Raw genomic sequence first — 20,411 nt, forward strand, 5'->3', positions numbered from 1 at the left:
CCTTCCCGAACACCGTCGGGCCCGGCCGGGAGCTGAGAGGGGGCAGGTCAGGTCGCGGCGGGGACTGCGGCGCCCTGGAGCGGCCGGGAGGTGATGGAGCACGTCACGACGAACTTGGCGGCCTCGTTGTCCGCCGTGTACTGCGGCGACTGGGAGGCGACACGGATCGGGAAGACGTCCATGCTCTTGTTCGTCGGGACGTCGCCCTTGCGCAGGATGACGACATACCCGGTGGTGCCCTTGGCGAGCATCTCCTCGATGTCGGAGTCGACTTCGTCCTCGTAGAACGTGAACGTGCTGGTGTCGGCCTTGTCTGAGCCGGGGATCGTCGAGTCGTAGGTGTCCGCCATATTCGGCGTCTCGATCTCGTTGTTCTGGACGGTCCAGCCGTCCATCGCGGCGATCTGCTCGGAGAACTCGGTACCGGAGGTGATCTCGGCACGGGTCGGAATCATGGTGCTGGCGGTGATGGTCTCGAGGAAGTAGAACTTGCTCGTTCCTCGCCGCATGTACTTCTTGACCGGCATGGGATGGGCCCCTTGTCCCGGGGCGATCCGGCGGTGCGGACCCGGCCCCTTACACGTGGTGTGTGGGTGCGGCCACCTGCGTGGTGGCGTCCGCGTGGGGTCCCGCCGCGGTGCGGTAAAGCCTGACCAGAGGTCACGTTGAGGTCAGGTCGAACCTGAACCTCTGTACGTAACTCATGATGGCATCGGCTGGATCATTCGTTCCCCCCGGTTCGGTGTCGAGGCTGCGCCCGATCACCTTCACGCTGGGGATGGTGAGTTCGTTCAGCCACAGCCTGGTCGCGCGGTCGCGGCCGAGGATCGCGGTGCGGGCGATGTCAGCCATCCACTCCGCCTGGTCCGCAACCCCGTGCGAGTCGGGCGTTGCGGGGTTGGGGCCGGACACGGACGTCACCTGGTAGACGAGGACAGAGTCTTCGTTGGCGTCGGTGAACGGTGCCCCGCTGTATGTCGCGGGCAGAGCGTGCAGCAGGTAATACGGCGGGGCGGTGTCCGCCGGCTTGCTGCCGCGGCCGACCGGAATACCGGTAGCGGAAGTGAGCAGCGCGGACAGGGCCATCGTCACGGGCAGGCGTGCAATCACGACAGCACCTCCGAAACGGCGCCCAGCATCTGCTCCCGCAGCACCGCCTCCATACGCGGGATGGCAGGACCGACGTGCGGGTACGGCGGCTGGTAGAAATGCCGACCAATGCTGTCGGTCATGTCCCAGAACCCGAACTCGAGACGGCGGCCCTGCGGCGCGTTCGTGCCGATGGTGCACTGCGCGCCGTACGGAAGGGTGCGGCCGACGACCTCCCAGGACGAGCGGTACTTCCCGGTGATGACGTTCGGTCCGGGCCGGCCGGTGGCGTTGGCCCGGATCATGCCGCGGCCGAGCTCGGCCGTGTGCACGACCCGGCGGGCGATGGCGTCGCCGATCTGGTCGGCGGCGTTCTCGAGTCGGTCGGCAAGTTCGTCAGGGGTCACGGCGCACCGCCTGCGGTCGACGGCAGCATGTTCTGGTCCAGCGGGGTCTTGCGAACCACTTCGACGGTGCTGGCCATGCCCGGCCCGGAGCACGTCCACGTCCGGCCGATGAGCGCGGTGCGGGACGGATCGTGTACGGCCACGACCGACGCCAACGCGTTCTCCGGCGGGATGGGTGCTGTCAACGGTGTCAGGAGGAAGTAGGCGAGCTTCGCCTGCTGCGTCCAGGGCTGCACGGCATCCTGGATGGCTGCTCGCTCCGTCGTTCCGCTGGACGGGATCACCGCGCCCGGGCCCTCGTACAGGACGTCCCCCTCCGGGTACTCGAGCTGACCGGTGGTGGTATTCAGGACGGGCTCACCGGTGGCGGGCAGGGTGATGCGCACGGTGTCGATCAGGAGGGTCTTCCCGATCCACCGTGTGACACCGGCGAGCGCCTGGTCGAGGCCGGCCATCAGGGCTTCCCCTGCGCCCAGTCGGCGAGCTGCGCAAGGATTGCCGCGGTGACCCCGTGCTTGCTGTTGTCGAGGTCGTCGCGGTTCAGCGCGGCCTGCTGCAGAGCGCCCGGGTCGACGTTGGCGAGGAACGCTGCGACCGCCGGGCCGGGGTCCTGTTCGGTGCCGATGGCGACGTGGGCGAGCCCCTCGAAGGCGACGCCCTGGTGCGGGCTGGTGTACAGGACCAGGAGCGGCGCGGCACCGACACGGGCTTCGAGGTTGTATCCCTGCACCTGGGCGCTGATGTCAGCGCCGTCGACTTCCACGGTGCCGGACAGGCCGTTGGAGGTGAGGCGGACCTGGTGCGGCTGGTCGGCCATGCTCGGCTGGGTCATGCGGGAGCTCCCAGGAAGTTGGGGCGTTCGAAGTGTGGGAGGAACTCGCGAATGCAGTGGCTGTGAGCAGTGGGGTGGGCGAGGGCGTCGTCGATGTCGCGGATGGTGCCGTCGGCCTTGTCCGGGTCCCCGTGATTCCGCCATCCACAGCCCGACCCATCACGGACCTTGACCTGGGTGCAGGCGAGCTGCTCGTAGGCGGTGGCGACGGCCCCAGCGTTGGCGGTGGTCACGGCCTGCCAGGTGAGCGCCGCTCCCGCCCACGCTTCGACGGGGTGCCTGGCGTCGTTGGCGTAGATGACCGTTCCCAGCGGGTGCTCGTCGCGCAGGGTGTCCCTGTTGAACGATCCGTACTCGAACCGGCTGGCCCGTGCGCGGGCGGCGTCCACGGCGGCGCGGAGGAACGCCTGGGCGCGGCGCAGAGCTTCCTGCAGGCGGCCCATGAGGTCGGCGTAGTACTGGGAGGACAGGGTGGTGATGGCGCTCTGGTGGCGGGCGGTCCAGGACCACATGCGGCGGGGCCGGTCGGCCCGGTCGAGCATGCCGAAGGCGCCTTCGCGGTAGGCCAGGGGCAGATCGGTGGCGGCCCAGCGTTCGGTGAACGCTCCGACGGCCCGGTTGAAGTCGGCGATGCTGCGCTGGAAGACGAGTTGCGCAGCACGAATTCGGGCGGATGCGCTGCGGCCCGGCCGGATCGCGGCAAGGGCGTCCAGGAGCCGGTTCTGTGCGGTGGTCAGGATCCGCCACGCGGCGGTGATGCGGCTGGTCGCGTCATTGATGAACGCCATCAGGCGGGCGCGGAGGGTACGGCGGCGCGTGGGGGTGGTCATCGGCGCGGCCGTTCCATCAGGTACAGAACGTCGAACCCGTCACCTGCGCCGTCCGGGTCCTCGGGGTCGTCCGGGGCAGGCGGGTCCCCAGCCTCAAGGGATTCGATCTGCCGCTCGTACGCGGCGATGTTCGCCGAGAAGCTCACGGAGACGACGCCGGACACGGAAACGGTCCCAGGCGAGGCCAGCAGTGCGGCAAGGCGTTCGCGCACCACCTCGAGTGCCACCGCGCGGGCGGTGCCAAGCCGGGTATAGCGCTGCTCAAGGTCCGGCATGTCTGTGTCAGTGCCGAGCTGGGAGATGAGCCAGGCGCGTACGGCTGCGTCCACCAGGTCCTCCGGTCAGGTGTGGGGCGGGAAGGGGTGTGCAGGTGCGGGCCCGGCCGCTGGCGCCCCACCAGGAGGCCGGGCCCGCCACTACTTACTGACCGCTGGTGCCCTCGGCAGCGGCCGTCCGGCCCCGGGCCGGCTTCTTGGCCGCCGTCTTACGGGCGGCCGGTTCGGTGTCCTCGGAGTCGTCGCCCGTCACGGCGTCGACTTCCTCGGACTTGGTGGCGTTGTCCTGCGCGCCGGGGGCCTTGCCGTCCTCCCAGCAGTCCGGGTTGGTGACCAGGGCCGCAAGGTGCGGTGCCGGTTCCTCTCCGGGCAGCAGGAGAACGGTGCGGTTGCGTTCCGGGTCGCGTACGTGCACGGCCTTGCTGAGCTTGGCCATGACGGTCACGCCCCGAGAACGGTCGCGGAGATGTGGATGTCCGGCACGTAGAGGACGGGCATGCCGATCGCGGCACCGCGGGTGTAGATCTGCACCGGGTCGTCCTCCACCTTGGTGACGACGACGATTCCGGGGGCCTCTTCGCGAGTGAGGGCCGGGTTGGTGCCGGAGGTGAACTTGGCGGCCTCGCGGGTGACGCCGTACTGGGTCTCCGCCCACTCCGACGCCGGGACGTCCGGGATGAGGATCCACTTGTTGTCGGGCAGGACCCGCTGGTAGGTGTCGTCGTTCCACACCTGCACGTCGTATTCGACGATCGGCGGGAGACCGTAGCGGGCGCGGACCGCGTTGACCTCGTTCGGGGCGAGCGTCGCCGTGGGGGTGGTGGCGGTGGAGTAGGAGCCGTAGAAAGCACCCCGGTACTCGGCGTTCGAGGCCAGCAGGCGAGCGGCCCTGCGGGAGGTGACGACCTCCTTCGGCGCCGGGGCACCACCGTCGACGAGGAAGTCGATCCAGGCGCGTTCGTCGGACAGCGGGGTGGCGTCCGGGTCGTCCCACAGGATTGCGGCGGTCGGCTTGTTCGCGGCCGGGACGTTCCAGTTGACGTCGAGGCCGATGCCGGGCAGGTTGACGGTGCCGTTGGCCAGGAGTTGGCCGACGGCGAGTTCCTGCGCGGTCTTGACGGACTCCACGTGCCGTTCGACGTCGCCATAGAGCAGGTCGATGTAGGCCTGGGTGTCGGCGCCGCGGCCGACGTCCAGGAGGATCTGGTCCATCTCGGAGACGGGCAGGGTCTGGCCGAGGGCGGGCAGCATGCCCTCGTTGACGACTCGCTCCGCCTGCCGCTTGGCAAGCGCGGTCGGCGCGTCGTAGGCGCGGAACTTCGCCGCGTTCACCCTGCGCTTGGCGCTGGTGGTGCGGAAGCGGACTCCCTGGATGCGCCGTTCGGGCAGGATCTCCCGGGTGAGGCGGTACTTCGCGGGGGTGTCCATCTCGCGGGCGAACACCGTGAGGTCGGTGTCGTTGGTGTCACGCAGAAGGAGCTCAAGGGCTTCCATCGTCTGCTCCTCCTGTTACCGGTAGTGGAAGTTGACGCCCGGCGCGGCGGTGACGCCGGTCGGGTTGAACGGGACCGGGGTCTTGGCGGGGAAGATCTCGCCGTGCCAGAGCAGCGCGCCGGCGGCCTTGGTGGACGTCGGGTTGAAGCTGATCTGCGAGACGAGGAACCCGGCGAGGGTCTCGGTGCCGTCGGAGGCGCTCGACTTGTAGGGGGCGTACAGGCCGGACGCGGTCACCTTGCCGAGCGGGATGCCCGACTTCATGACGTTGCGGCCCTGGAGAGCGGGGTTCGCGGACACCACGTAGTGGGTGTCCTTGGTGAACTTGCTCAGGTCGAGGGTGATGGTGTTGGTGTCCTGGACTCCTACCAGGGACGCGAGCCACGGCCGGTCGGCGGTGACGGTGTCCGTGTAGGAGTAGGGCTGGAAGTCGTTCACTGCCTTCTCCTCATGCAAGCGGCGTGCGGTGACAGCTGCACCCCGTGGGGTGTGCGTCCACGAGGAGAGGGCGTGGTCCCAACCCCGGCCAGTGGGCCGGGAAGTCTGTGCGGTTAGGCGGCGGGCTTGTGACCTCGGAGTCGGGCCATTTCGCGGCCGCGGTCTCCGGGCTTGCCGGTGGGGGTCTGGCGTGCCGGGGGTCCGCCGGCGGGTGCGCCGCCGGGGGCCGGGGGGAGCTGCGGTGCGGCAGGGTCGACGGCAGGGCGGGCGACGCCGAAGAGTTCGGGGCGGCGTCCCTTGAGCGCTTCGGCTGCGGCGGTGATGGTTGCGTCGTCCGCGTCGTCGGCCACACGCAGGAGCGCTGCGGCGTCCTCGAGGTCCTCACCGGTGGAGCCGAGACCTACGAGGACGGCGCGCCGGTTCGCGACGCGCTCACGGTCCGCGGCGGCCTTCTCGCGGGCGTCGGCGCGGGCTTCGCGGTCGGCGAGTTCCCGTTCGCGCTTCTCCTGCTCGGTCAGGGCCGCTTCCTGGGACTGGCGGGCGGCGGCGATGAACGTTTCGGCGTCCTCGATGGTGGTGAAGCCGTGCTTCTCCGCGAACTCCTTCGCGGCGGACCGCTTGCCCTGGGCCTTCTCCTTCGCGGCGAGCGCTTCGACTTCGCCCTGGGTGAAGGTGCGCTGCGCGGGCGGGCCGGGCTTCGGCGGGTCTGCCGGGTTCGGGTCGCCACCGGCGGGGGGCTGGTCGCCGCCGTCGTTGTAGAAGACGCCGAGCCCGGTGGCACCGGTGTACGGGTGCAGCCACGCCGACTGGGTGGCGGGGATGCGGTGGTGCTGCGTGGGGCGACGCATAAGCGCAAGTCCTCCCGAACTTGTTCCAGGCCCCGCGCCTTGATCCAAGGAAAGCATGGGATCACTCATTCGTTCCCCCTGCTCCCCCGGTGCCCGTGTCTGCCGGGTTGGCGGCCGGGTCGTCGGCGGGTACGGCGGGCAGCTGCACGGCGGGCGCGACGGGCTCGTCGGGGGCTTCGCGACCGAGGTAGGCGGCGACTTCGTCGGGGTTGCCGAGGGCGTCGGCCAGGTGGCGGGCCTGCTCGAAGGCGCGGGACTGGATCTGCTCGATTTCCTTCTCGATGTCGTCGATCGGGAATCCGGCGTCGGCGAGCATGCGGACACCGGTCTCGAGACTGATGACACCGTTGGGGACCCCGGACGCGACCTGGTCGAGGATGGCTGCCTTGTCGGTGGGGGTGTAGGGGCCGCGGACGAGTTCGGCTTCCTGCGGGGTGACACCAGCCCAGTCGGGGTGTTGCCCGGCCAGGTAGAGGCGCTGCACGAATTTGAGGAGGAGCCGTTCCTTGTGCTCGCGGGCCAGACGCATGGACCCGATGAGGGAGTCGAGGGGACCGAGCGACACCTGCATCGCGAACCCGGACGGCACTTCGGACGGGCTGAGCGTGCCGAGGGATACGGCGGGCAGCCGCACAATGTTGGACGCCCGGTCTTTCAGGTCACCGACGTGGTTGCGGAGTTCGGCCAGGGCCGCGGACGTGTCCACTGCGGTGAGGCGCCCGGACTCCCCGAGCTTGAAGACCATGCCGGGGCTCGCTGCGAGTTCCTGCCGGCCGTCGGTGACGCCGGACACGGCGAGCATCGGCAGGCCGGTCGTTGCCGAGGCGCGCGCGGAGTCCGTGTCGGAGCCGGCGAGCTCGTCGAACACCTGCAGCGCCTTCGCCAGGCTGGACTGCCCCCAGTGCTCCTCGGCGGGCGGGACGGTGTTGGGGACGTGGACGACCGGGATGAAGTCGATGAGAAGGTCGAGGTGGTCGAGGACTTCACCGTCGGACCGGGTCGCGTACGTGGCGCCGGCGGCGGGGAGGGAGTCGACGTCCACGTTGCCCTTGAGGTCGCCGATGATCCACGTGGCGTCGGTGAGGTAGCAGGTGAAGTAGGAGGGTTCGTCGTTCCACGCGTACTGGCGGGCAATGGCCCCGGATTCGGGCTCGACGACGTCGCCGGGGGTGAGTACCGGGCCGGCAGGGTCCGTGACGTCGCTGGCGTCCGGGTCGGAGTCAGGGGTGGGCGGCAGGGCGCGGACCGCCCGGGTTCCGGTCTCATCGACTCCGGCGACGGTGAGGGGGCGGATCCAGTCCAGCTCGTACGTGATGCGACGCAGCCTGGCCTTGAGCCCGCGCTTCGGGTCCTCGGGGAGTTCCCATGCAAAGTGGACGCGCCGCGGGTACTCCCCGCCGTCATCGTCCTCACCGATGACAGGGAAGTAGAACCCCGGGTCGGTGACGCGCAATGTGGGGCGCTTCTTCGCCGGATCCCACGCCATGCGGTACACGCCGTCCCCGAGGGCAACGGTCTTCCGCTCGCACTGCTGGAGCCGCATCGGCAGGAGCTCGGCCTTGGCCCAGTCCCGCAGGAGCTCCTGGACGTGTTCCGCCGCGGCGGCGGACACTGCCCCGCCGTCGGTGGTGCCGGTCTTCTCCGCACCGGGGACGACGATCTTCTGTTCGCGGCCCAGGACGTTCGCCACGAGGGTGTCGATGAACATCGACGGGTCGCCGAACTCGCGCCGGTCGCGGGCCCGCGGACCGTCGACAACCTCGGCGATCTCGGCGGCCTGGTTGTGGTCGTACGCGGACAGCAGCTTGTACGCGGCGAGACGCCGTTCGTCCTCGGCCGGCACCCACATGGCCTGGGCCTCAGGGAACGCCCGACGGTTGGGCATGCCCATCGAGTCGGAGTACACCGGCTTGTAGTTCAGCCAGCTCCACGCGTGGATGGCGATCTGCCTGAGACCCACCAGAACTCCTCTGTACCAGGCCCCGCGCCATGATCTCAGCGTACGGTCGCGGGGCCTGAGTGCTGCCCCCGGTTACCGGCGCCCGGCCAGGCGCTGGTCTGCGTACGGGGCGCTGCCCGTTCCGGCCGTGGCAAGGTTGGCGAGCTCTGTGAGCCCGTGGACGGCGGCGTCGAGCCGGTCGGGTGAGTCCATGCCGGGGAGCCAGGAGATGTACTGGACTTCAAGACCGGGGAACTCGCCGACGTGGTGGACGTGCCCGTTCTCGTAGAGCTGGGCGATTGGTTCGGCCCGTAGCCGTTTGCCGACCTTGGCGGTGACCTCGATGATGCGGGACATCAGCAGGCCCTTGGTGAGGCCTTCGCGTTCGAGCTCGGCCCATGCCTGGCGGATGATTTGGGCGGCCATGTCTCCGCCGAAGTTCGACTCGACGACGAACGCGTCGGCTTCAAGGTCGATGGCCAGGAGGCAGGCGGCGCGGCCCCATTCCGCGGCGCCCATCTTCGCGGACCGGTCGGCGAGCAGGTACATTTCGCCCGCTGCGTCCCGCCCGGCGCCGATGATGCCGACTTCGTCACTGTCCTCGCGGCCGCCGGCGGTGTCGATGGAGACGATGGTGCGGGTGAGGTCGATGCCGCGGAGTGCCTGCGGGCTGATCCGGTTCTCGGTGATCCATGGCCACTTCCACACGCCGCCTTCGAGGGGGCGGGGCTGCTGCTGGTAGAGGGCCCACCAGCCGCGTTCTCCGACGTCCTTCTTGAACCGGTTGAGGTGCTTGCGGCGGAACCTCTCGGGCCAGAGGGGGTCGCCGACTTTCCGGCCGAGGGGGTCGTCGTCGCTGAGGGCAAGGGCGGGCAGGTCGAGGACGGTCCACCCTTCGGCGCCCTGCTGAAGGATCCGGCCGGCGAGGTCGTTCTCACTCCATCTTGTCTGGATCACCACGATCGAGCCGTTGGGTTCCATGCGGGTGTTGATGACTTGCTGCCACCAGTCCCAGAGGTTGGCGAGCTTGACGGGGCTGTCGGCCTCTTTGGCGTCTTTCAGAGGGTCGTCGACAATTGCGACGTTTGCCCCCATTCCAGTCAGTGAGCCTCCGACGCCTGCAGTGACGAGGCCGCCGGGGGTGCCTGCCAGGTCGAACCGGTTGGCGGCCATAGACCCGTAGCGCAGCTCAATGCCGATCTGCGGTCCGTGCTCCTTGATGCCGTCACGGATCCACCTGCCGTGCCCTTCGGCAAGCTTCGCCGCATAGGAGGCGATCATCACCCGGTGGTCCGGGTGCCGGGCCAGGTACCACAGGGGCGCCCAGCGGGCGGCTCGAGCGCTCTTCCCGTGACGTGGCGGCATGTTCAGCAGGACACGCATCCGCTCACCGTTCGCAATGCGAATGAACGCCTTATCGATGAGGTCGAGGTGCCGGGCCTGCCACTCCCGGCCGCCGGTGAGAACGGATGCCATGGAGCCGGGCGAGCGCTCCAAGGCCATCTGCTTCTCCGCCCAGAACAGAACCTTGCGGAGCTCGACATCGGCAAGGCCGGCCATCTGCATGCGCTGGGCGGACGGGAGAGTTCGGTAGTGGGTGACCTCATCCTCGAACCTGGTGGTCACCCCTGGTCGCCCTCGTCCTCTTCGTCGGGTGTCGACGTCTTGGAGTTGTCGGGCTGGTCTTCGTCGAGGCGGCTGGTCGCGGCGATGAGCGCGGCCAGGTCGTCGGGGCTGGCGGTGGTGAGGGACAGAGGTCCGCCGTCCGCACCGGTGACTTCTGCACGGACCGGGGCCTTCCAGCCGTTGAGGTCGCTGAGGTCGGCAACGAGCTTGCGGGCTTGCTCGTTCGCGCGGACGTCTCCGTCCAGGGCGTCGGGCCAGACCGCGGCAAGGAGCCGCTCGTAGCGGTCGGTCTGGAACTTTCGCCAGACCTCGGCCTCCGCCTTCTCTTCTTCGATGTACGCCCGGTAGGCGCGGGTGAAGTCCTTGGAGAGGGTGCTGCGGCTCATGCCGAAGGATGCGGCGATGTCTTCCATGGACTCGCCCGCGGCGCGGCGGCGGAACATCTCCTTGCGGCGTTCGGCGGTCAGGGCCTGCTTGGTCTTCGATGCTGGCATGGCGGTCGGGGCTCCCGCTTGTGTGGTTGTCAGGCCCCGCGCCTGTTACTGATGATCCCTGATGTGGGGGTTTTCCTTCCCCCTGCCCGGTCTGGGTGGCATCCTGCGCGGCATGAGGCATATGCGTGGGGTGGGGGCTGCTGTGGCGGGTATCGCTGCGGCGGTCGTGTTGTCGGGGTGCGGTGGGGATGGCGGTGATGACGCGAAACCGGCCGCCAGCCCGTCGGTGAAGTCGAGTGCGCCTGCGGCGGAGCCGACCGTTGAGGAGCCGGCAACTCCGGAGGACGAGATCGACCAGCTGGCAGACGAGAAGGGCTGGATGCCGGACGAGTCCGCGTCGGCGTATGTGGCGGACATCTGCGCGTCGCTCCCAGAGCGGAAGGGCGTGGACAGTGATCCTGCCGAGTGGCTGATGATGCAGAAGCCGGACGCGGACCATGCGGCGGTGCTGAGGGTGGGGGTTCCGAAGCTGTGCCCGGACTGGTCGAAGACGGTGGCGAAGGCGCTGGGTGGCGAGGCGGACCGGTCGTATTCGGGTGGTACGTACAAGGTGAAGGCGGATCCGGGGACGGACGACGACGCGATCGCGCCGGGCACGTACCGGACGACGGGGGCCCTCGAGGACTGCTACTGGGAACGGACGTCCAAGGCCGGGAAGATCCTGGACAACTCGTTCTCCTCGTCGGCGCAGGAGATCACGGTGACGATCCGGGCGACGGATGGTCAGTTCACGACGCGGGACTGCGGAGTCTGGAAGCCGGTGAAGTAGACGGTCCCGGACATGGCTCGGCCCCGCCGGCTCGGGGGTTGGCTGGCGGGGCCGGGTTGAGCCCTGTGCGGCGGGGGTTGCCGCGGGTGGGGCTCGTGGGGGTGGTGTGTGGCACGGCCTGGCCGGGGAGTGGGCGCGGGGACACCGGGGCTCCCTGGCCGGCCGTACAAGTCAATCGTGGCGCATGGGTGGGGGTTTGTCCGGGCTGCTCCTCCCCCGGTTCCCCCTCGGGTCGTCGGCCTGGAGGTGTGGGGCGGTGCGGAGAGCTTGGCGTAGGGGGCTGTGGTGTTCGGGGACGTTCGGGTCGAGGCTGGCGATGAGGAGCCGCCCGCCGGGAAGGCGGGCGGCGACCAGGGTGGGGCGGGTCACGGTCAGTCGTTCTCCGTGGACGGGGCGGGGCCGATGCCGTAGTACCCGCGGACTTCCTTGCCTTCGACCATCTGACGGTGGACTTTCCCGGCCTTGCAGAGTCGGGTCAGGGCGTTGCTGAGGGTGCCGTCTGATGTGCCGGTGGCGGCGGCGATCTGGTCCTTGTGGACGTAGAGGATCTCTTCGCCGATGGGGTCGGCGGACTCTTCGAAGGCGCGGAGGACTTTCTCGTCGGTGCTGGCCGGCTTCTTCGGGGCGGCGATGTCGGTGAAGAGTGCGGTGGCGCTTCCGCTGCTGCCGCCTTCGTCGTCGCCATGGATCGGGGTGTTGGCGATCTCGTCGCGGTTGTGCCAGTCGGGCCAGTCCGCGGGGTATGCGACGGCCGTCTCGTCGATGTGGGGGGCGGCGGACTCGAGGTCGAACGTGCGCATCATCTCGGCTGCGCCGCCGGGGCCGAGGGTGTAGCCGAGACCGAACGTGGTGCGGGGGTCCTTGAGGGCGACGGTCTCGTCGTAGATGAGGGGCCGTTCGACGTCCCATGCGGCGGGAATCTGGCCGGGGTCGACACCTTCGAATCCGGTGGTGGCGAGGTGCTGCTGGCCGGAGTCGGTGCGGAGCATGACGAGGGATCCGCCCTGGATGACGTTGGTACGCAAGGTGGTGGATCCGCCGAGTTTTTCGGCGTTCACGGCCTGGTTGACGACGCACAGGATGATGCCGAGGGAGCGGGCCTTCGCTGCGAGAGCTTCGAGGATGATCAGGGCTTCCTTCTTGTGGTCCTCCAGTTCGGACAGGGGAACGTGGGCTTCGTCAAGGATGACGCGAACCCAGGGGCGTTCGGGTGTCGCGACGAAGTTTTTCATCTTGAGGCGGGCGGACTCGGCGATACGCCACCGCAGGAGGCCGTAGGCGACGCGCAGGCCCTGGATGGAGCCTTCTTCGCCTAGGCCGGAGTATGCGGCCATCGTTTCGACGTCCGGGTTCGAGGAGCCCTTCGGGTCGATGTAGATGATGGCGTGCCCGTTGACGTGGTCGGCGAGGGCGATGATCTGGACGAGGCCGCCCTTCCCGGATCCGGTGACGCCGGCGATGAAGACGTGGCGGGCGCCGAGCTTGGGGTCGGTGAGCTGGATGCGGGCGGGGAATCCGGAGACGTGGCGGCCGATCTGGGCATACCCGCCTTCGCTGATTTTGAGGACGTCGGTGCCGGGGAAGGAGACACCGTCCTGGAGCGGGTTGTGCTTCATGAGGCGGATTTCGCCACGGCGGGGGTTGCCGGGGGTGGGGCTGTACGAGCAGAGGAGCGTGTTCGTGCGGAGGGCGCCAGCGAGGCTGGCACGGTCGGGGGTGGGGAGCCGGTCGAGGGTTTCTCCGGCGACGACGTAGGCGACCTGCCCTCCGGTGTTGGGGTCGTCCTGTGCGCCCTCGAGGTAGGTGCCCGCCATGATCCCGTTCGTTTTGGACACCCACTTCTTCCATGCTCCGACGAGGGTGGTGGGGTCGAGTTCGGCGGGGGTGACGAGGTTGACGGTGATGAGGCTCTGCCCGGCATGTGCGCCGGGCGTGATGGTGATTTGGGCGGCGTCGATCTGGTAGACGGAGGAGACGGTGTTCGGGGTGACGGTGACGGATGCGCCGGTGGGCGCGGTGATGATGCCGGCGAAGCGGGTCGGGGTGAGGGTGGCGAGGGTGAGTTCCTGGCCGCGGTGGGTACCGGTCTTGAGGTGGGAGATGTGCTTGTACCAGTGCCGGACGATGGCTTCTTCGACGGATCCGGCGGGGGCGGGCAGGGACGCGGCCGGGCCTGCCTGGCTGTGGGGGGCGGCTTTGCGGGGGTGGCGCAGGACGTTGCGGAGCTTGAGGGGGACAAGGGCGACGGCGGCCCACCAGCCGAGGGACACGATGCCGGGGACGGACAGGGGGTCGAGGATGCCGGCCATGAGGGCGTCGGAGCCGTCGGAGCCCAGAAGGGTTCCCATGGCGAGGGCGGTCCCGGCGGTGACGGTGCTGATGAACAGCGGTGTGCGGTGGGCTTCGAGAATGTCGGCGGCCGGCAGGTGCTGTGTGAGGCCGGGTGGCAGGCGGTTCATGTAGTTCGCTGCCATGAGGCTTGCGGTGCCTCCGAATGCGAGGGTGACAGCGAACGCTGCGCCTCCGTCGAGGAGGGGGGCGAGGAGTCCGGTGGCGAGGGGGGCGGCTGTGGTGGCGAGGGCGATACCGCGCTCGGTGGATGCTGAGCGGGGGCGGGTCGTGGCGGGGGTGGTGTTCATGGTGGTCTCCTGGGCGGCGTGGTGGGCGGCTGTGCGGGCGGGGGGCGGGAGGGCTATTCGGGAGTGATCCAACTGCGGTTGAGGCCGGACACATCGACGGGGGACCGGCTGACCGCTTCGTGGATGCCGTCGTGGGAGGCGCGGGCCTGGGCAACGGCGGCCTGCGCCATGCGGGCGGTGTTGTCGGACGCAGAGGAGTAGGCGTCGGATGCCTGCCCGACAGCCTCCATGGCCTTGGCCAGGTCGCGGGTCTCTCCGACTGATTCCGGATCGACGCCGAGGCCGGCGATCTGCTCGGCGACACGGCCGGTGTCCTGGGCGTCCTCACGGATCGCGAGGGCGGCATTGCGAATCGCCTCGGCGTCCCGGGTGACGCTCTTGCCGAGGGCGGTGATGGCCTGCTGAAGCTGCTTGTTCTTGATCTGGGCCATGGTGGTCATCCCTGGTAGAAGTCGAGTTCGGCGGGGCTGGTTTCGGGCGAGTCGACGACGGCCTGGTAGATGCCCCCGTACCGGGTCTGGACGTTGGCGAGAGTGGTGCGGCAGTGTTCCGCGCCGCGCATCGACTGCTTGTGGATCTCGTCGGCTTTGACGGCTTGACCCTTGGCGGCTTCCTGCAGCCTGGTGAGGGTGCCGATGTACTTGTCGCCTGCTTCGGCGCTGCGGGCGGCGTCCAGGAGCCGGGTTGCCTGCATGGCCTGCTCCTCGGCGTGCGCCTTCAAACCGCGGGTCTGCTCGGCCCTGTTGGCGAGGGTGGTGGCGCGCTCTTCGAGGCGCCGTTCGAATCCCTTGAGAGACCGGACTTCGCCACGGGTCATGGATGCCCGGCTGGAGCCGTCACCGAGGAGCACATGGGTCTTTGAGACGCTCTGGACTTCGATGGGGGTGGGGTCGGTGTTCTGGTGGTCGGCGCTGGTGGCAGTGGTCACCGGGGTCTCCTGACGGGCGTTCTTGCGGTCCTGGTGGGCCTGGTCGAGGCGTGTCTTCTCGCGGTCGGCGGCCTCGATGGTGTCGGCCCAGCCGTCTTTGACGCCGTCGCGGTAGGCCTTGGCGTGTGCGGTGGCGCGGGCGGCGCGGGTGCCGTCGCGGTAGCCGGTTTCGCGGGACGGCTTGGTGGTGAACGGCTTCCCGTCGGTCGTGGTGGTCTTCTCGCCGGCCGGGGTGTCGATCTTCTTCTTGCCGTCGGGCGTGGCCTTCTCGTCGGTTGCGGGCTTGTCGGCGGGCTTGTCCTTGCTGGTGCCCGGCTTCTCGCCCGCGCCCGTGTCCGTGCCGGAGGACGTCTTGTCGTTGGTCTTGGCCGTCTTGGTGTCCTTGATCAGCGACAACTTCTTGCGGTCCTTGGGGGCCGGGGAGTCCTTGGCCTCCTTCGCGGCGGCCTTTGCGGGGTCCTTCGTGGCCGCGGACGGCTTCGGGGATGCCCCGTCCTTGCCCGCCTTGCCCGCCGTACCGGCAGATCCTTTCGCCCCGCCCTTCCCGCCCGTGGAGCTTGTGGACTTGCCGTTCTTCACGTCGGTGCCGTTGCTGCTCTTCGGCTGCTTCGGTGCGGTGGTGTCGGGCTTCGCGGGCTTCGGCTGCTTCGGGATGGGACCGTTCTTCGTACCCGCGGCACCTCCCCCGCCTCCTGCGTTCCCGCGACCGGACGGGCCAGGGCCGGTGTTGCCGGAGCGCCCGGCCGGGCCCTGACGTGAGTTGTCCTTCGCGCCGGGGCCGGTGTTCTTCTGTGTGCCCTTCGTGGCACCGTCCGCCCTGCCCTTACTGCTCAGGCCCTTGCCGCCTGCGGGGCCAGAAGCGTCGGAGCCCCGGCCGCCGGCGCCCCCGGCGGGGCTGCGGTTGACGGTGACCGTACGGGTCTCCTTTACCTGCTGCGCCTGGGCACGCGCCTTGCGCATGTCGAGGCGCTTGTTCGCCGTCCCGCCACCCCTCCCCCAGCGGGTGGCACCGGCAACGAGCCAGGCACGCCAGATGCCGGTCTGCTGCTTGCTCGAGCCGGTGTCCTTGGCGTCGCTGCTGGCGCCCTTGGGAGTGCTGTTTTCGTTGTTGAACGAGGCGCTGGAAACCCCCTCCGTGGGCAGGCCCGTGCCGCCCCCCGTGTCGGCCTGCCCGACGGTTGCGGGGGTGAGGTCGAAGGTGGGGCGGGCAGGCTCGACAGGGGCGACCATCGACGCGAACAGGCCCGGGCTGGGGGTGTTCTGAGGGGTCGTTCCGGTAGTGGTGCCGGGGTTGTTGTTCGGCTCCGGAACGGCTGCGGGGACGGTGCTGGCGGACACGATTCTCCTTGGTCGACTTGTTCATCACCTCTTCATCCACCCCGGAAAAGCCCTGTTCGGAGCCCTGAGGCGGGCTCAGGGGCGCCTGTGGGAGCTTTTCCGGGGGTGATGAGGAAGTGAGGAGGAACTACTGGGTGGCGGCGTTCCGGGTGCCCTTCCTGGCCCCGAGAACGGCGACTGCGCCGAGGGCGAGAACGCCGAGCAGTGCACCGTTGTTGATGCCGCCGCCGCTGCTGTCGGACGTGGTCTTCGTGGACGCCGCGGCCTGCATGTCGTCGCTCTTCTCCGAGCCCGGGTACTGGGCCTGGCAGTCGTCGACGATGTCCCGGTAGGACGGTGATCCGTAGCTCTTGCCGACCTGGTCGGTCTTGCTCTTCACGCAGGTGTCGACGGACGCCTGACGGGCTTTCGCCTGGCTTGCTTCGACGGTCCGACCGGTCTCCGCGGCACGGTTCCTCTCCCGGAGTTCTGCCAGTTCGAGGGCCTTCACCTTCAGCTGGAGTTCCTGCGCCTTCGCTTCGGCGGCGGCGACGTTCGCGGTGTGGACCTGGTAGCCGATGAGGCTGCCACCTGCGATGACGGCTGCGCCGATACCGAGGGCGGCCTTCCCGCGCTTCGTCAGGCCGGCCTTCTGCCCCTGGACGGGGCCGGTGGGGGCAGTGGGGGCGCCGTAGGGGTTGGTGTCGAGGTGCTCGGGGGCGTTCATCGTGAATCCCTTGATGATCTGGCTGAACTCGTCGTCGGCGGGGGCGGGCATCTTTACTCTCCGTTCTCTCGGGCAAGGCGGGCGGCCCCCGTCAGGAGGGCTTCCACGGCGGAAAACTGCTGGTCAGGGAGGTCGTTCCAGGCGAAGAACTGCATGGTGATTCCGGCCTGAGCGAGGGCTTCCTGCATGTAGTGGACGGCCCGTTCCCGCCCGGCCGGGGTGGTGCGGCCGGTCTTCTCGAGGACGTTCTGGGCGCCGCGGATGCAGAGCCGGCCGGTGGGGGTGGTGTCGAGGGACTGGCACCACCCGTACTTGCGGAGCATGGCGAGGGTCTGTTCGAGGTGGACGGATGGGGGTTGAGGTGTCGGGTCCTGCCACCAGCCGAGGTCGGCCAGTAACCGCCGCACGGCCGGCGGCAACAGCCGGTGGGACCAGGGCGGTGTATCCGGCGGCCCGAGTTCGACGGGAGGGGTGCGGAGCCCGGGAAGCCCGCTGGGGCGGATGTCGGGGCTCGTGAACGCGGAATGAGCTGTGCGGCGGATGTCTGTGAGGTTCGTGTTCATGCCTGCTCACCCCCGTTGACCTGGGCGTTGAAGGTGTGGAGCTCGGCCCCGAGCTGGTCGAGTTCGGTGGTGTCGAGGCTGATCGCCAGGCGGACGGGGGCGGTCTTGGCGGCCTTGTGGCGGCTGAGGCTGTCGGTGGGGTGGGCGACCTTGAGTGCGGCCTCGATGCGCTGCCGGGCAGCTTCGATGAGGTTGAGGGCGGCTTCGGCGGTCTCGGCGTTCCACTGGGTCATGGCGAGGCTCCTTCGAATTCGGGGTGGCTGGTGGCTACGGGTTGTTGCCGGTGACCTTGGTGTGGACGTCCTTGTAGAGGGCGCGGATGTCGTCGGTCTTCAGGCCGTATCCCTTTTCCCTCCATGCCTTCTCGAAGGCGTTCTGCGAGGGCGTCTGGCCGCCCGTGCGGAGGTCGAAGTAGAGGTCGAACGCGAGCGTGCGGCGGTCCGTGTCGCCCCCCACATGCCCCTTGTTCGCCTGCGCCTCGCCCGGGTTCGACTCGGTCGCGCCTTCACCACGCCCTGAGGTGCGCCCTGCTGCGCCCTCGCTGGTCAGAGCGCTTATGTCGTCGGGTGCCGCTTCCGGTGCGCCCTGGGGTGCCGTGGAGGGGCGCAGGGAGCGGAGGTTGTACTCCTCGGCCCGGTCGGGGAGGTTCTTGAAGGCGCGCATCCGGTCGATGCGGGTCGTGATCCGCATCTCGACACCGAGCTCGTCGAGGGTGTCCCCGAGGCCGTGGAAGGACGCGTCCCCTGCCCGCATGAGGGACTTCTCGTAGCGTCGCTTCCCCATGATCAGGGGCTTGCCGAGAGTGACGAGGGTGACGAGCCGGTCCTGGGCGTTGCGGCGGCTGATGGACTCGGCGTCCGCACCGCGGGAGCCGATGCCGAGCTTGGATTCGAGGCGCTTGAGGCGGTCGCGCCAGGCGCGGGCGAGGAGCCCGTCGGACTTGATCTCGACCTTGCCGAGTTTCGCTTCCAGGCCGAGGAGCTTGTGGAGGCCGTAGGCGAGCATGACCGGGCCGACGATGCGGACGAGGGCGGTCCCGAGGTCCTCGTTCTCCTGGCGGACGACTTCGATGGCGCCGACTGCCTGGGCGAGGACAAGGACGTAGGCGGTGCGGGTGGCGCCCTTGTCGTTGAACGCCCATGCATAGACGGACAGGCCGAGGACGATGGCCTCGAGGACGAGGCCGACCGTCATGTGCCACGGCGACTCCATGTGGAGGCGCTTCTGGGCGAAGCGGGCGGAGGTGTTGGTGGACAGGGCGAGGCCGGCGATGACGACGAGGCCCATGCCGAGGAAGCCGATGAGGCTGCGGCGCTTCTTGGCGTCGCGGGGTTTGCGACGGCCGGCGCGTGCCCGGATGTTCGGGGCGACGATGCGGTAGGCGAAGGGGAGGATGACGATGGCGAGCAGGGCAGCCCATGCCTGTACGGGCACTTGCTCGACTGCGTTCTGCACTTGGGAAAGCATGGGCCGGGTCCTTTCAGGTGTCGTAGGTGGTGGTCAGGCGTTCGGGACGGCCAGGCGGCGGGTGCGGCTGCGGCGGACGAGGCCGGCGTTGAGGTAGTTGACGGCTTCGGTTTCGGTGATGCGGAGCTGATGGCGACCGAAGACGAGGGCAATGAGGTCGGCGGCGTCCAGCTCGGCATCGGTCCGGCCGTAGATCAGGTGGTCGGCGGCGCGCATGAGGCGGGTGTGACGTCGGCTGGCGTGGCGGGCTTCGCGGAACTTCTTGAGGTTGCTCATCGGGTTCGGTTTCCTTTCCAGGTGAGTGCGGTGGCGGCGAGGCAGAAGAGCGCGGGCCAGGCCTGGTTGGTGCAGATGGCGAGGAGGGTGAGGGCGGCGAAGCCGTAGCCGGCGAGGTGGCTGCGCATCCGCCGGCGGGTCCGGGGCCGTGTCACAAGCCCAGGAGGTGGTACGGGAACGGGTCGTGTTCGATGCGGACGCCGAACGACTTGATCCAGTACCAGTGGAACGGGAACGAGGAGATGCCGAGCTGCATGAGGGCGATGGCCCGGTGGTGCCCGTCGCCGACGTACACGTCCGGGTATCGGCTGGAGACGCCCAGGAGGATGGGCTCCTTGAGTCCGCGCTGCGCGATCGACTGCTTCAGCTCTTCGACCTTGTTCCGGTCTTTGTCGCGGCGGTTGAACTGGCGCTGGGCGTCGGCCCATTTGCTGAATTCGATGGGGTGGATCTGGCGGTCGTTGAGGAGGGTGGTCTGCATGTTCCCGCGGTACTTCATCGTGTTCCTTTCGTCTGGTCGGGCTGGGTGGTCAGGTCGCGGTCCGGGAGGGCGCGGGGTTGGGGATACCGATCAGGTTGGAGACCTGGTCGCCGGTGAGTTCGCGACGCTGGTCGGCGATCAGGCCTTCGGCGACGGCGGTGATCTGCGACCACAGACGGTCGACCATGTCGTCGGCGGCGGTCTCTGCCTGGGTCCAGGTGGCCCCGTTCTCCGGGGCGGGTCCGTCGAGGACCAGCGGGTATCCGACCTTGGCCAGGGCGGAGACGGCCATGTCCCGGTCGTGGGGGGCTGATACAGCTGCGGCGGTGCTCAGGGTGAGCAGGTTGCTGTCGCGCAGGTACCGCGTTCCTGCGGCTGCGCCTGCCGCAAGTTCGATGGCGAGGTTGAAGCAAAGGACGTTGCTGCTGTTCCAGGTGGTGGTTCCGGTCCAACCCATGTGTCCGTCGACGTCGACGGTGTGGACGCGAGTGCGGGCGAGGCTCATGCCGAAGTGCATGCCGGTGACTGCGTGGGCGGCCTCGTGGTAGGCGATGCTGGCGATGAGCTGGCCCGTGGTGAGGGGGTTGATCCCAGGTACCCGCGTGTCGGGAAGGGAGTCGAAGTCGACGTACATGGTGATCGGGTCCTTCCGGGTCAGGCGGCGGTCGGGGTGGCGTTGCTGGCCCAGCGGGCGGAGGTCGTCTTGAGGGCCTCGTGCCAGTCGCCGGTGAAGGCGGCGGGGGCGTCGGGGTAGATGTCGCTGCCGATGATCTGGAAGACCCGCATGCGGGCTTCGGCGTCGTCGGTGACAGGCTGGCTGGGGGTGGTGGCGGCCATTGCGGGTCCTTCCGGGTCGTGCGGCGGGCGGTGAGCGGGAGGGGTGGGGTCCGGTCGTCTGTCGGCTCGGCGACCGGACCCCGGCGAGGGATGGTCAGACCATGTCGCGGTACTCGTCGGCAATGTCGCCGACGT

At 69.1% G+C, this 20,411-nt stretch carries 28 protein-coding genes; 1 reads left to right on the plus strand and 27 read right to left on the minus strand.

The features are described 5' to 3' along the window. Positions 1 to 47: 47 nt before the first annotated feature. From ACFVV1_RS35410 to ACFVV1_RS35475, 14 genes are all read right to left on the minus strand, one after another. Positions 48 to 527 carry a hypothetical protein gene (locus ACFVV1_RS35410; protein WP_389998155.1) on the minus strand — a complete coding sequence of 160 codons (480 nt, stop codon included), beginning with the start codon at positions 525 to 527 and terminating at the stop codon, positions 48 to 50. 133 nt (positions 528 to 660) lie between these two features. Continuing rightward, the gene (locus tag ACFVV1_RS35415) at positions 661 to 1,110 is read right to left on the minus strand and encodes a hypothetical protein (protein WP_389998158.1); all 450 of its coding nucleotides are present in this window, start codon (positions 1,108 to 1,110) and stop codon (positions 661 to 663) included. Continuing rightward, the gene (locus tag ACFVV1_RS35420) at positions 1,107 to 1,496 is read right to left on the minus strand and encodes an HK97 gp10 family phage protein (protein ID WP_389998160.1); all 390 of its coding nucleotides are present in this window, start codon (positions 1,494 to 1,496) and stop codon (positions 1,107 to 1,109) included. Before ACFVV1_RS35420 ends, ACFVV1_RS35415 begins: the two co-directional genes overlap by 4 nt. Continuing rightward, entirely contained in the window at positions 1,493 to 1,951 is a 459-nt protein-coding gene (locus ACFVV1_RS35425) for a DUF6093 family protein (protein ID WP_389998162.1), read from the minus strand. The genes ACFVV1_RS35420 and ACFVV1_RS35425 overlap by 4 nt, the downstream gene beginning before the upstream one ends. After that, entirely contained in the window at positions 1,951 to 2,328 is a 378-nt protein-coding gene (locus ACFVV1_RS35430) for a hypothetical protein (RefSeq protein ID WP_389998164.1), read from the minus strand. Before ACFVV1_RS35430 ends, ACFVV1_RS35425 begins: the two co-directional genes overlap by 1 nt. Next, on the minus strand, positions 2,325 to 3,158 hold the full coding sequence (locus ACFVV1_RS35435) for a hypothetical protein (protein WP_389998168.1): 834 nt from the start codon (positions 3,156 to 3,158) through the stop codon (positions 2,325 to 2,327). The genes ACFVV1_RS35430 and ACFVV1_RS35435 overlap by 4 nt, the downstream gene beginning before the upstream one ends. After that, positions 3,155 to 3,487, minus strand: a complete 333-nt coding sequence (locus ACFVV1_RS35440) for a hypothetical protein (protein WP_389998171.1) — start codon at positions 3,485 to 3,487, stop codon at positions 3,155 to 3,157. Before ACFVV1_RS35440 ends, ACFVV1_RS35435 begins: the two co-directional genes overlap by 4 nt. A gap of 91 nt (positions 3,488 to 3,578) precedes the next feature. Then, a complete protein-coding gene (locus ACFVV1_RS35445; protein ID WP_389998174.1) occupies positions 3,579 to 3,869 on the minus strand; it encodes a hypothetical protein in 291 nt (96 codons plus the stop codon). A 5-nt stretch (positions 3,870 to 3,874) separates the two neighbouring features. Continuing rightward, on the minus strand, positions 3,875 to 4,927 hold the full coding sequence (locus tag ACFVV1_RS35450; protein WP_266753547.1) for a major capsid protein: 1,053 nt from the start codon (positions 4,925 to 4,927) through the stop codon (positions 3,875 to 3,877). Positions 4,928 to 4,942: 15 nt separating this feature from the next. Next, entirely contained in the window at positions 4,943 to 5,365 is a 423-nt protein-coding gene (locus tag ACFVV1_RS35455; RefSeq protein ID WP_266753548.1) for a head decoration protein, read from the minus strand. Between the two features lie 113 nt (positions 5,366 to 5,478). Further along, positions 5,479 to 6,213, minus strand: coding sequence for a hypothetical protein (locus ACFVV1_RS35460; RefSeq protein ID WP_389998177.1), 735 nt, complete (start codon positions 6,211 to 6,213; stop codon positions 5,479 to 5,481). Between the two features lie 61 nt (positions 6,214 to 6,274). Further along, positions 6,275 to 8,173, minus strand: a complete 1,899-nt coding sequence (locus ACFVV1_RS35465) for a hypothetical protein (RefSeq protein ID WP_389998179.1) — start codon at positions 8,171 to 8,173, stop codon at positions 6,275 to 6,277. Positions 8,174 to 8,245: 72 nt separating this feature from the next. Further along, on the minus strand, positions 8,246 to 9,778 hold the full coding sequence (locus ACFVV1_RS35470; RefSeq protein ID WP_389998182.1) for a terminase large subunit domain-containing protein: 1,533 nt from the start codon (positions 9,776 to 9,778) through the stop codon (positions 8,246 to 8,248). Continuing rightward, on the minus strand, positions 9,775 to 10,272 hold the full coding sequence (locus ACFVV1_RS35475) for a hypothetical protein (RefSeq protein WP_389998185.1): 498 nt from the start codon (positions 10,270 to 10,272) through the stop codon (positions 9,775 to 9,777). Before ACFVV1_RS35475 ends, ACFVV1_RS35470 begins: the two co-directional genes overlap by 4 nt. 112 nt (positions 10,273 to 10,384) lie before the next feature. Between ACFVV1_RS35475 and ACFVV1_RS35480 the strand changes: the two genes are divergently transcribed. Further along, the gene (locus ACFVV1_RS35480; protein ID WP_389998187.1) at positions 10,385 to 11,041 is read left to right on the plus strand and encodes a hypothetical protein; all 657 of its coding nucleotides are present in this window, start codon (positions 10,385 to 10,387) and stop codon (positions 11,039 to 11,041) included. A gap of 171 nt (positions 11,042 to 11,212) precedes the next feature. Here the strand turns inward: ACFVV1_RS35480 and ACFVV1_RS35485 are convergent, their stop codons facing one another. From ACFVV1_RS35485 to ACFVV1_RS35545, 13 genes are all read right to left on the minus strand, one after another. Further along, complete coding sequence (locus ACFVV1_RS35485) at positions 11,213 to 11,410, minus strand: hypothetical protein (protein WP_389998189.1); 198 nt, start codon at positions 11,408 to 11,410, stop codon at positions 11,213 to 11,215. Positions 11,411 to 11,412: 2 nt separating this feature from the next. Continuing rightward, positions 11,413 to 13,680: a hypothetical protein gene (locus ACFVV1_RS35490; protein WP_389998192.1), complete on the minus strand. Its 2,268-nt coding sequence runs from the start codon at positions 13,678 to 13,680 to the stop codon at positions 11,413 to 11,415. A 53-nt stretch (positions 13,681 to 13,733) separates the two neighbouring features. Continuing rightward, the gene (locus ACFVV1_RS35495; protein ID WP_389998195.1) at positions 13,734 to 14,111 is read right to left on the minus strand and encodes a hypothetical protein; all 378 of its coding nucleotides are present in this window, start codon (positions 14,109 to 14,111) and stop codon (positions 13,734 to 13,736) included. Positions 14,112 to 14,116: 5 nt separating this feature from the next. Continuing rightward, positions 14,117 to 15,946 carry a hypothetical protein gene (locus ACFVV1_RS35500; protein ID WP_389998198.1) on the minus strand — a complete coding sequence of 610 codons (1,830 nt, stop codon included), beginning with the start codon at positions 15,944 to 15,946 and terminating at the stop codon, positions 14,117 to 14,119. A 127-nt stretch (positions 15,947 to 16,073) separates the two neighbouring features. After that, a complete protein-coding gene (locus ACFVV1_RS35505) occupies positions 16,074 to 16,703 on the minus strand; it encodes a hypothetical protein (protein ID WP_389998201.1) in 630 nt (209 codons plus the stop codon). Positions 16,704 to 16,705: 2 nt separating this feature from the next. Beyond that, positions 16,706 to 17,215 carry a hypothetical protein gene (locus tag ACFVV1_RS35510; RefSeq protein ID WP_389998204.1) on the minus strand — a complete coding sequence of 170 codons (510 nt, stop codon included), beginning with the start codon at positions 17,213 to 17,215 and terminating at the stop codon, positions 16,706 to 16,708. Continuing rightward, the gene (locus tag ACFVV1_RS35515) at positions 17,212 to 17,448 is read right to left on the minus strand and encodes a hypothetical protein (RefSeq protein WP_389998207.1); all 237 of its coding nucleotides are present in this window, start codon (positions 17,446 to 17,448) and stop codon (positions 17,212 to 17,214) included. Before ACFVV1_RS35515 ends, ACFVV1_RS35510 begins: the two co-directional genes overlap by 4 nt. 34 nt (positions 17,449 to 17,482) lie before the next feature. Further along, complete coding sequence (locus ACFVV1_RS35520) at positions 17,483 to 18,670, minus strand: hypothetical protein (protein ID WP_389998209.1); 1,188 nt, start codon at positions 18,668 to 18,670, stop codon at positions 17,483 to 17,485. Positions 18,671 to 18,715: 45 nt separating this feature from the next. Then, the gene (locus ACFVV1_RS35525) at positions 18,716 to 18,958 is read right to left on the minus strand and encodes a hypothetical protein (protein ID WP_389998212.1); all 243 of its coding nucleotides are present in this window, start codon (positions 18,956 to 18,958) and stop codon (positions 18,716 to 18,718) included. Next, the gene (locus tag ACFVV1_RS35530; RefSeq protein ID WP_389998214.1) at positions 18,955 to 19,086 is read right to left on the minus strand and encodes a hypothetical protein; all 132 of its coding nucleotides are present in this window, start codon (positions 19,084 to 19,086) and stop codon (positions 18,955 to 18,957) included. The genes ACFVV1_RS35525 and ACFVV1_RS35530 overlap by 4 nt, the downstream gene beginning before the upstream one ends. Before the next feature lie 23 nt (positions 19,087 to 19,109). Next, a complete protein-coding gene (locus ACFVV1_RS35535; RefSeq protein ID WP_389998217.1) occupies positions 19,110 to 19,457 on the minus strand; it encodes a ParB/RepB/Spo0J family partition protein in 348 nt (115 codons plus the stop codon). A gap of 31 nt (positions 19,458 to 19,488) precedes the next feature. Then, positions 19,489 to 20,073 carry a hypothetical protein gene (locus tag ACFVV1_RS35540; RefSeq protein WP_389998220.1) on the minus strand — a complete coding sequence of 195 codons (585 nt, stop codon included), beginning with the start codon at positions 20,071 to 20,073 and terminating at the stop codon, positions 19,489 to 19,491. 20 nt (positions 20,074 to 20,093) lie between these two features. Next, complete coding sequence (locus ACFVV1_RS35545; protein WP_389998223.1) at positions 20,094 to 20,276, minus strand: hypothetical protein; 183 nt, start codon at positions 20,274 to 20,276, stop codon at positions 20,094 to 20,096. Between the last annotated feature and the right edge of the window lie 135 nt (positions 20,277 to 20,411).

The sequence above is a fragment of the Streptomyces sp. NPDC058092 genome, from assembly GCF_042884935.1.
In the GTDB taxonomy this organism is placed as follows: domain Bacteria; phylum Actinomycetota; class Actinomycetes; order Streptomycetales; family Streptomycetaceae; genus Streptomyces.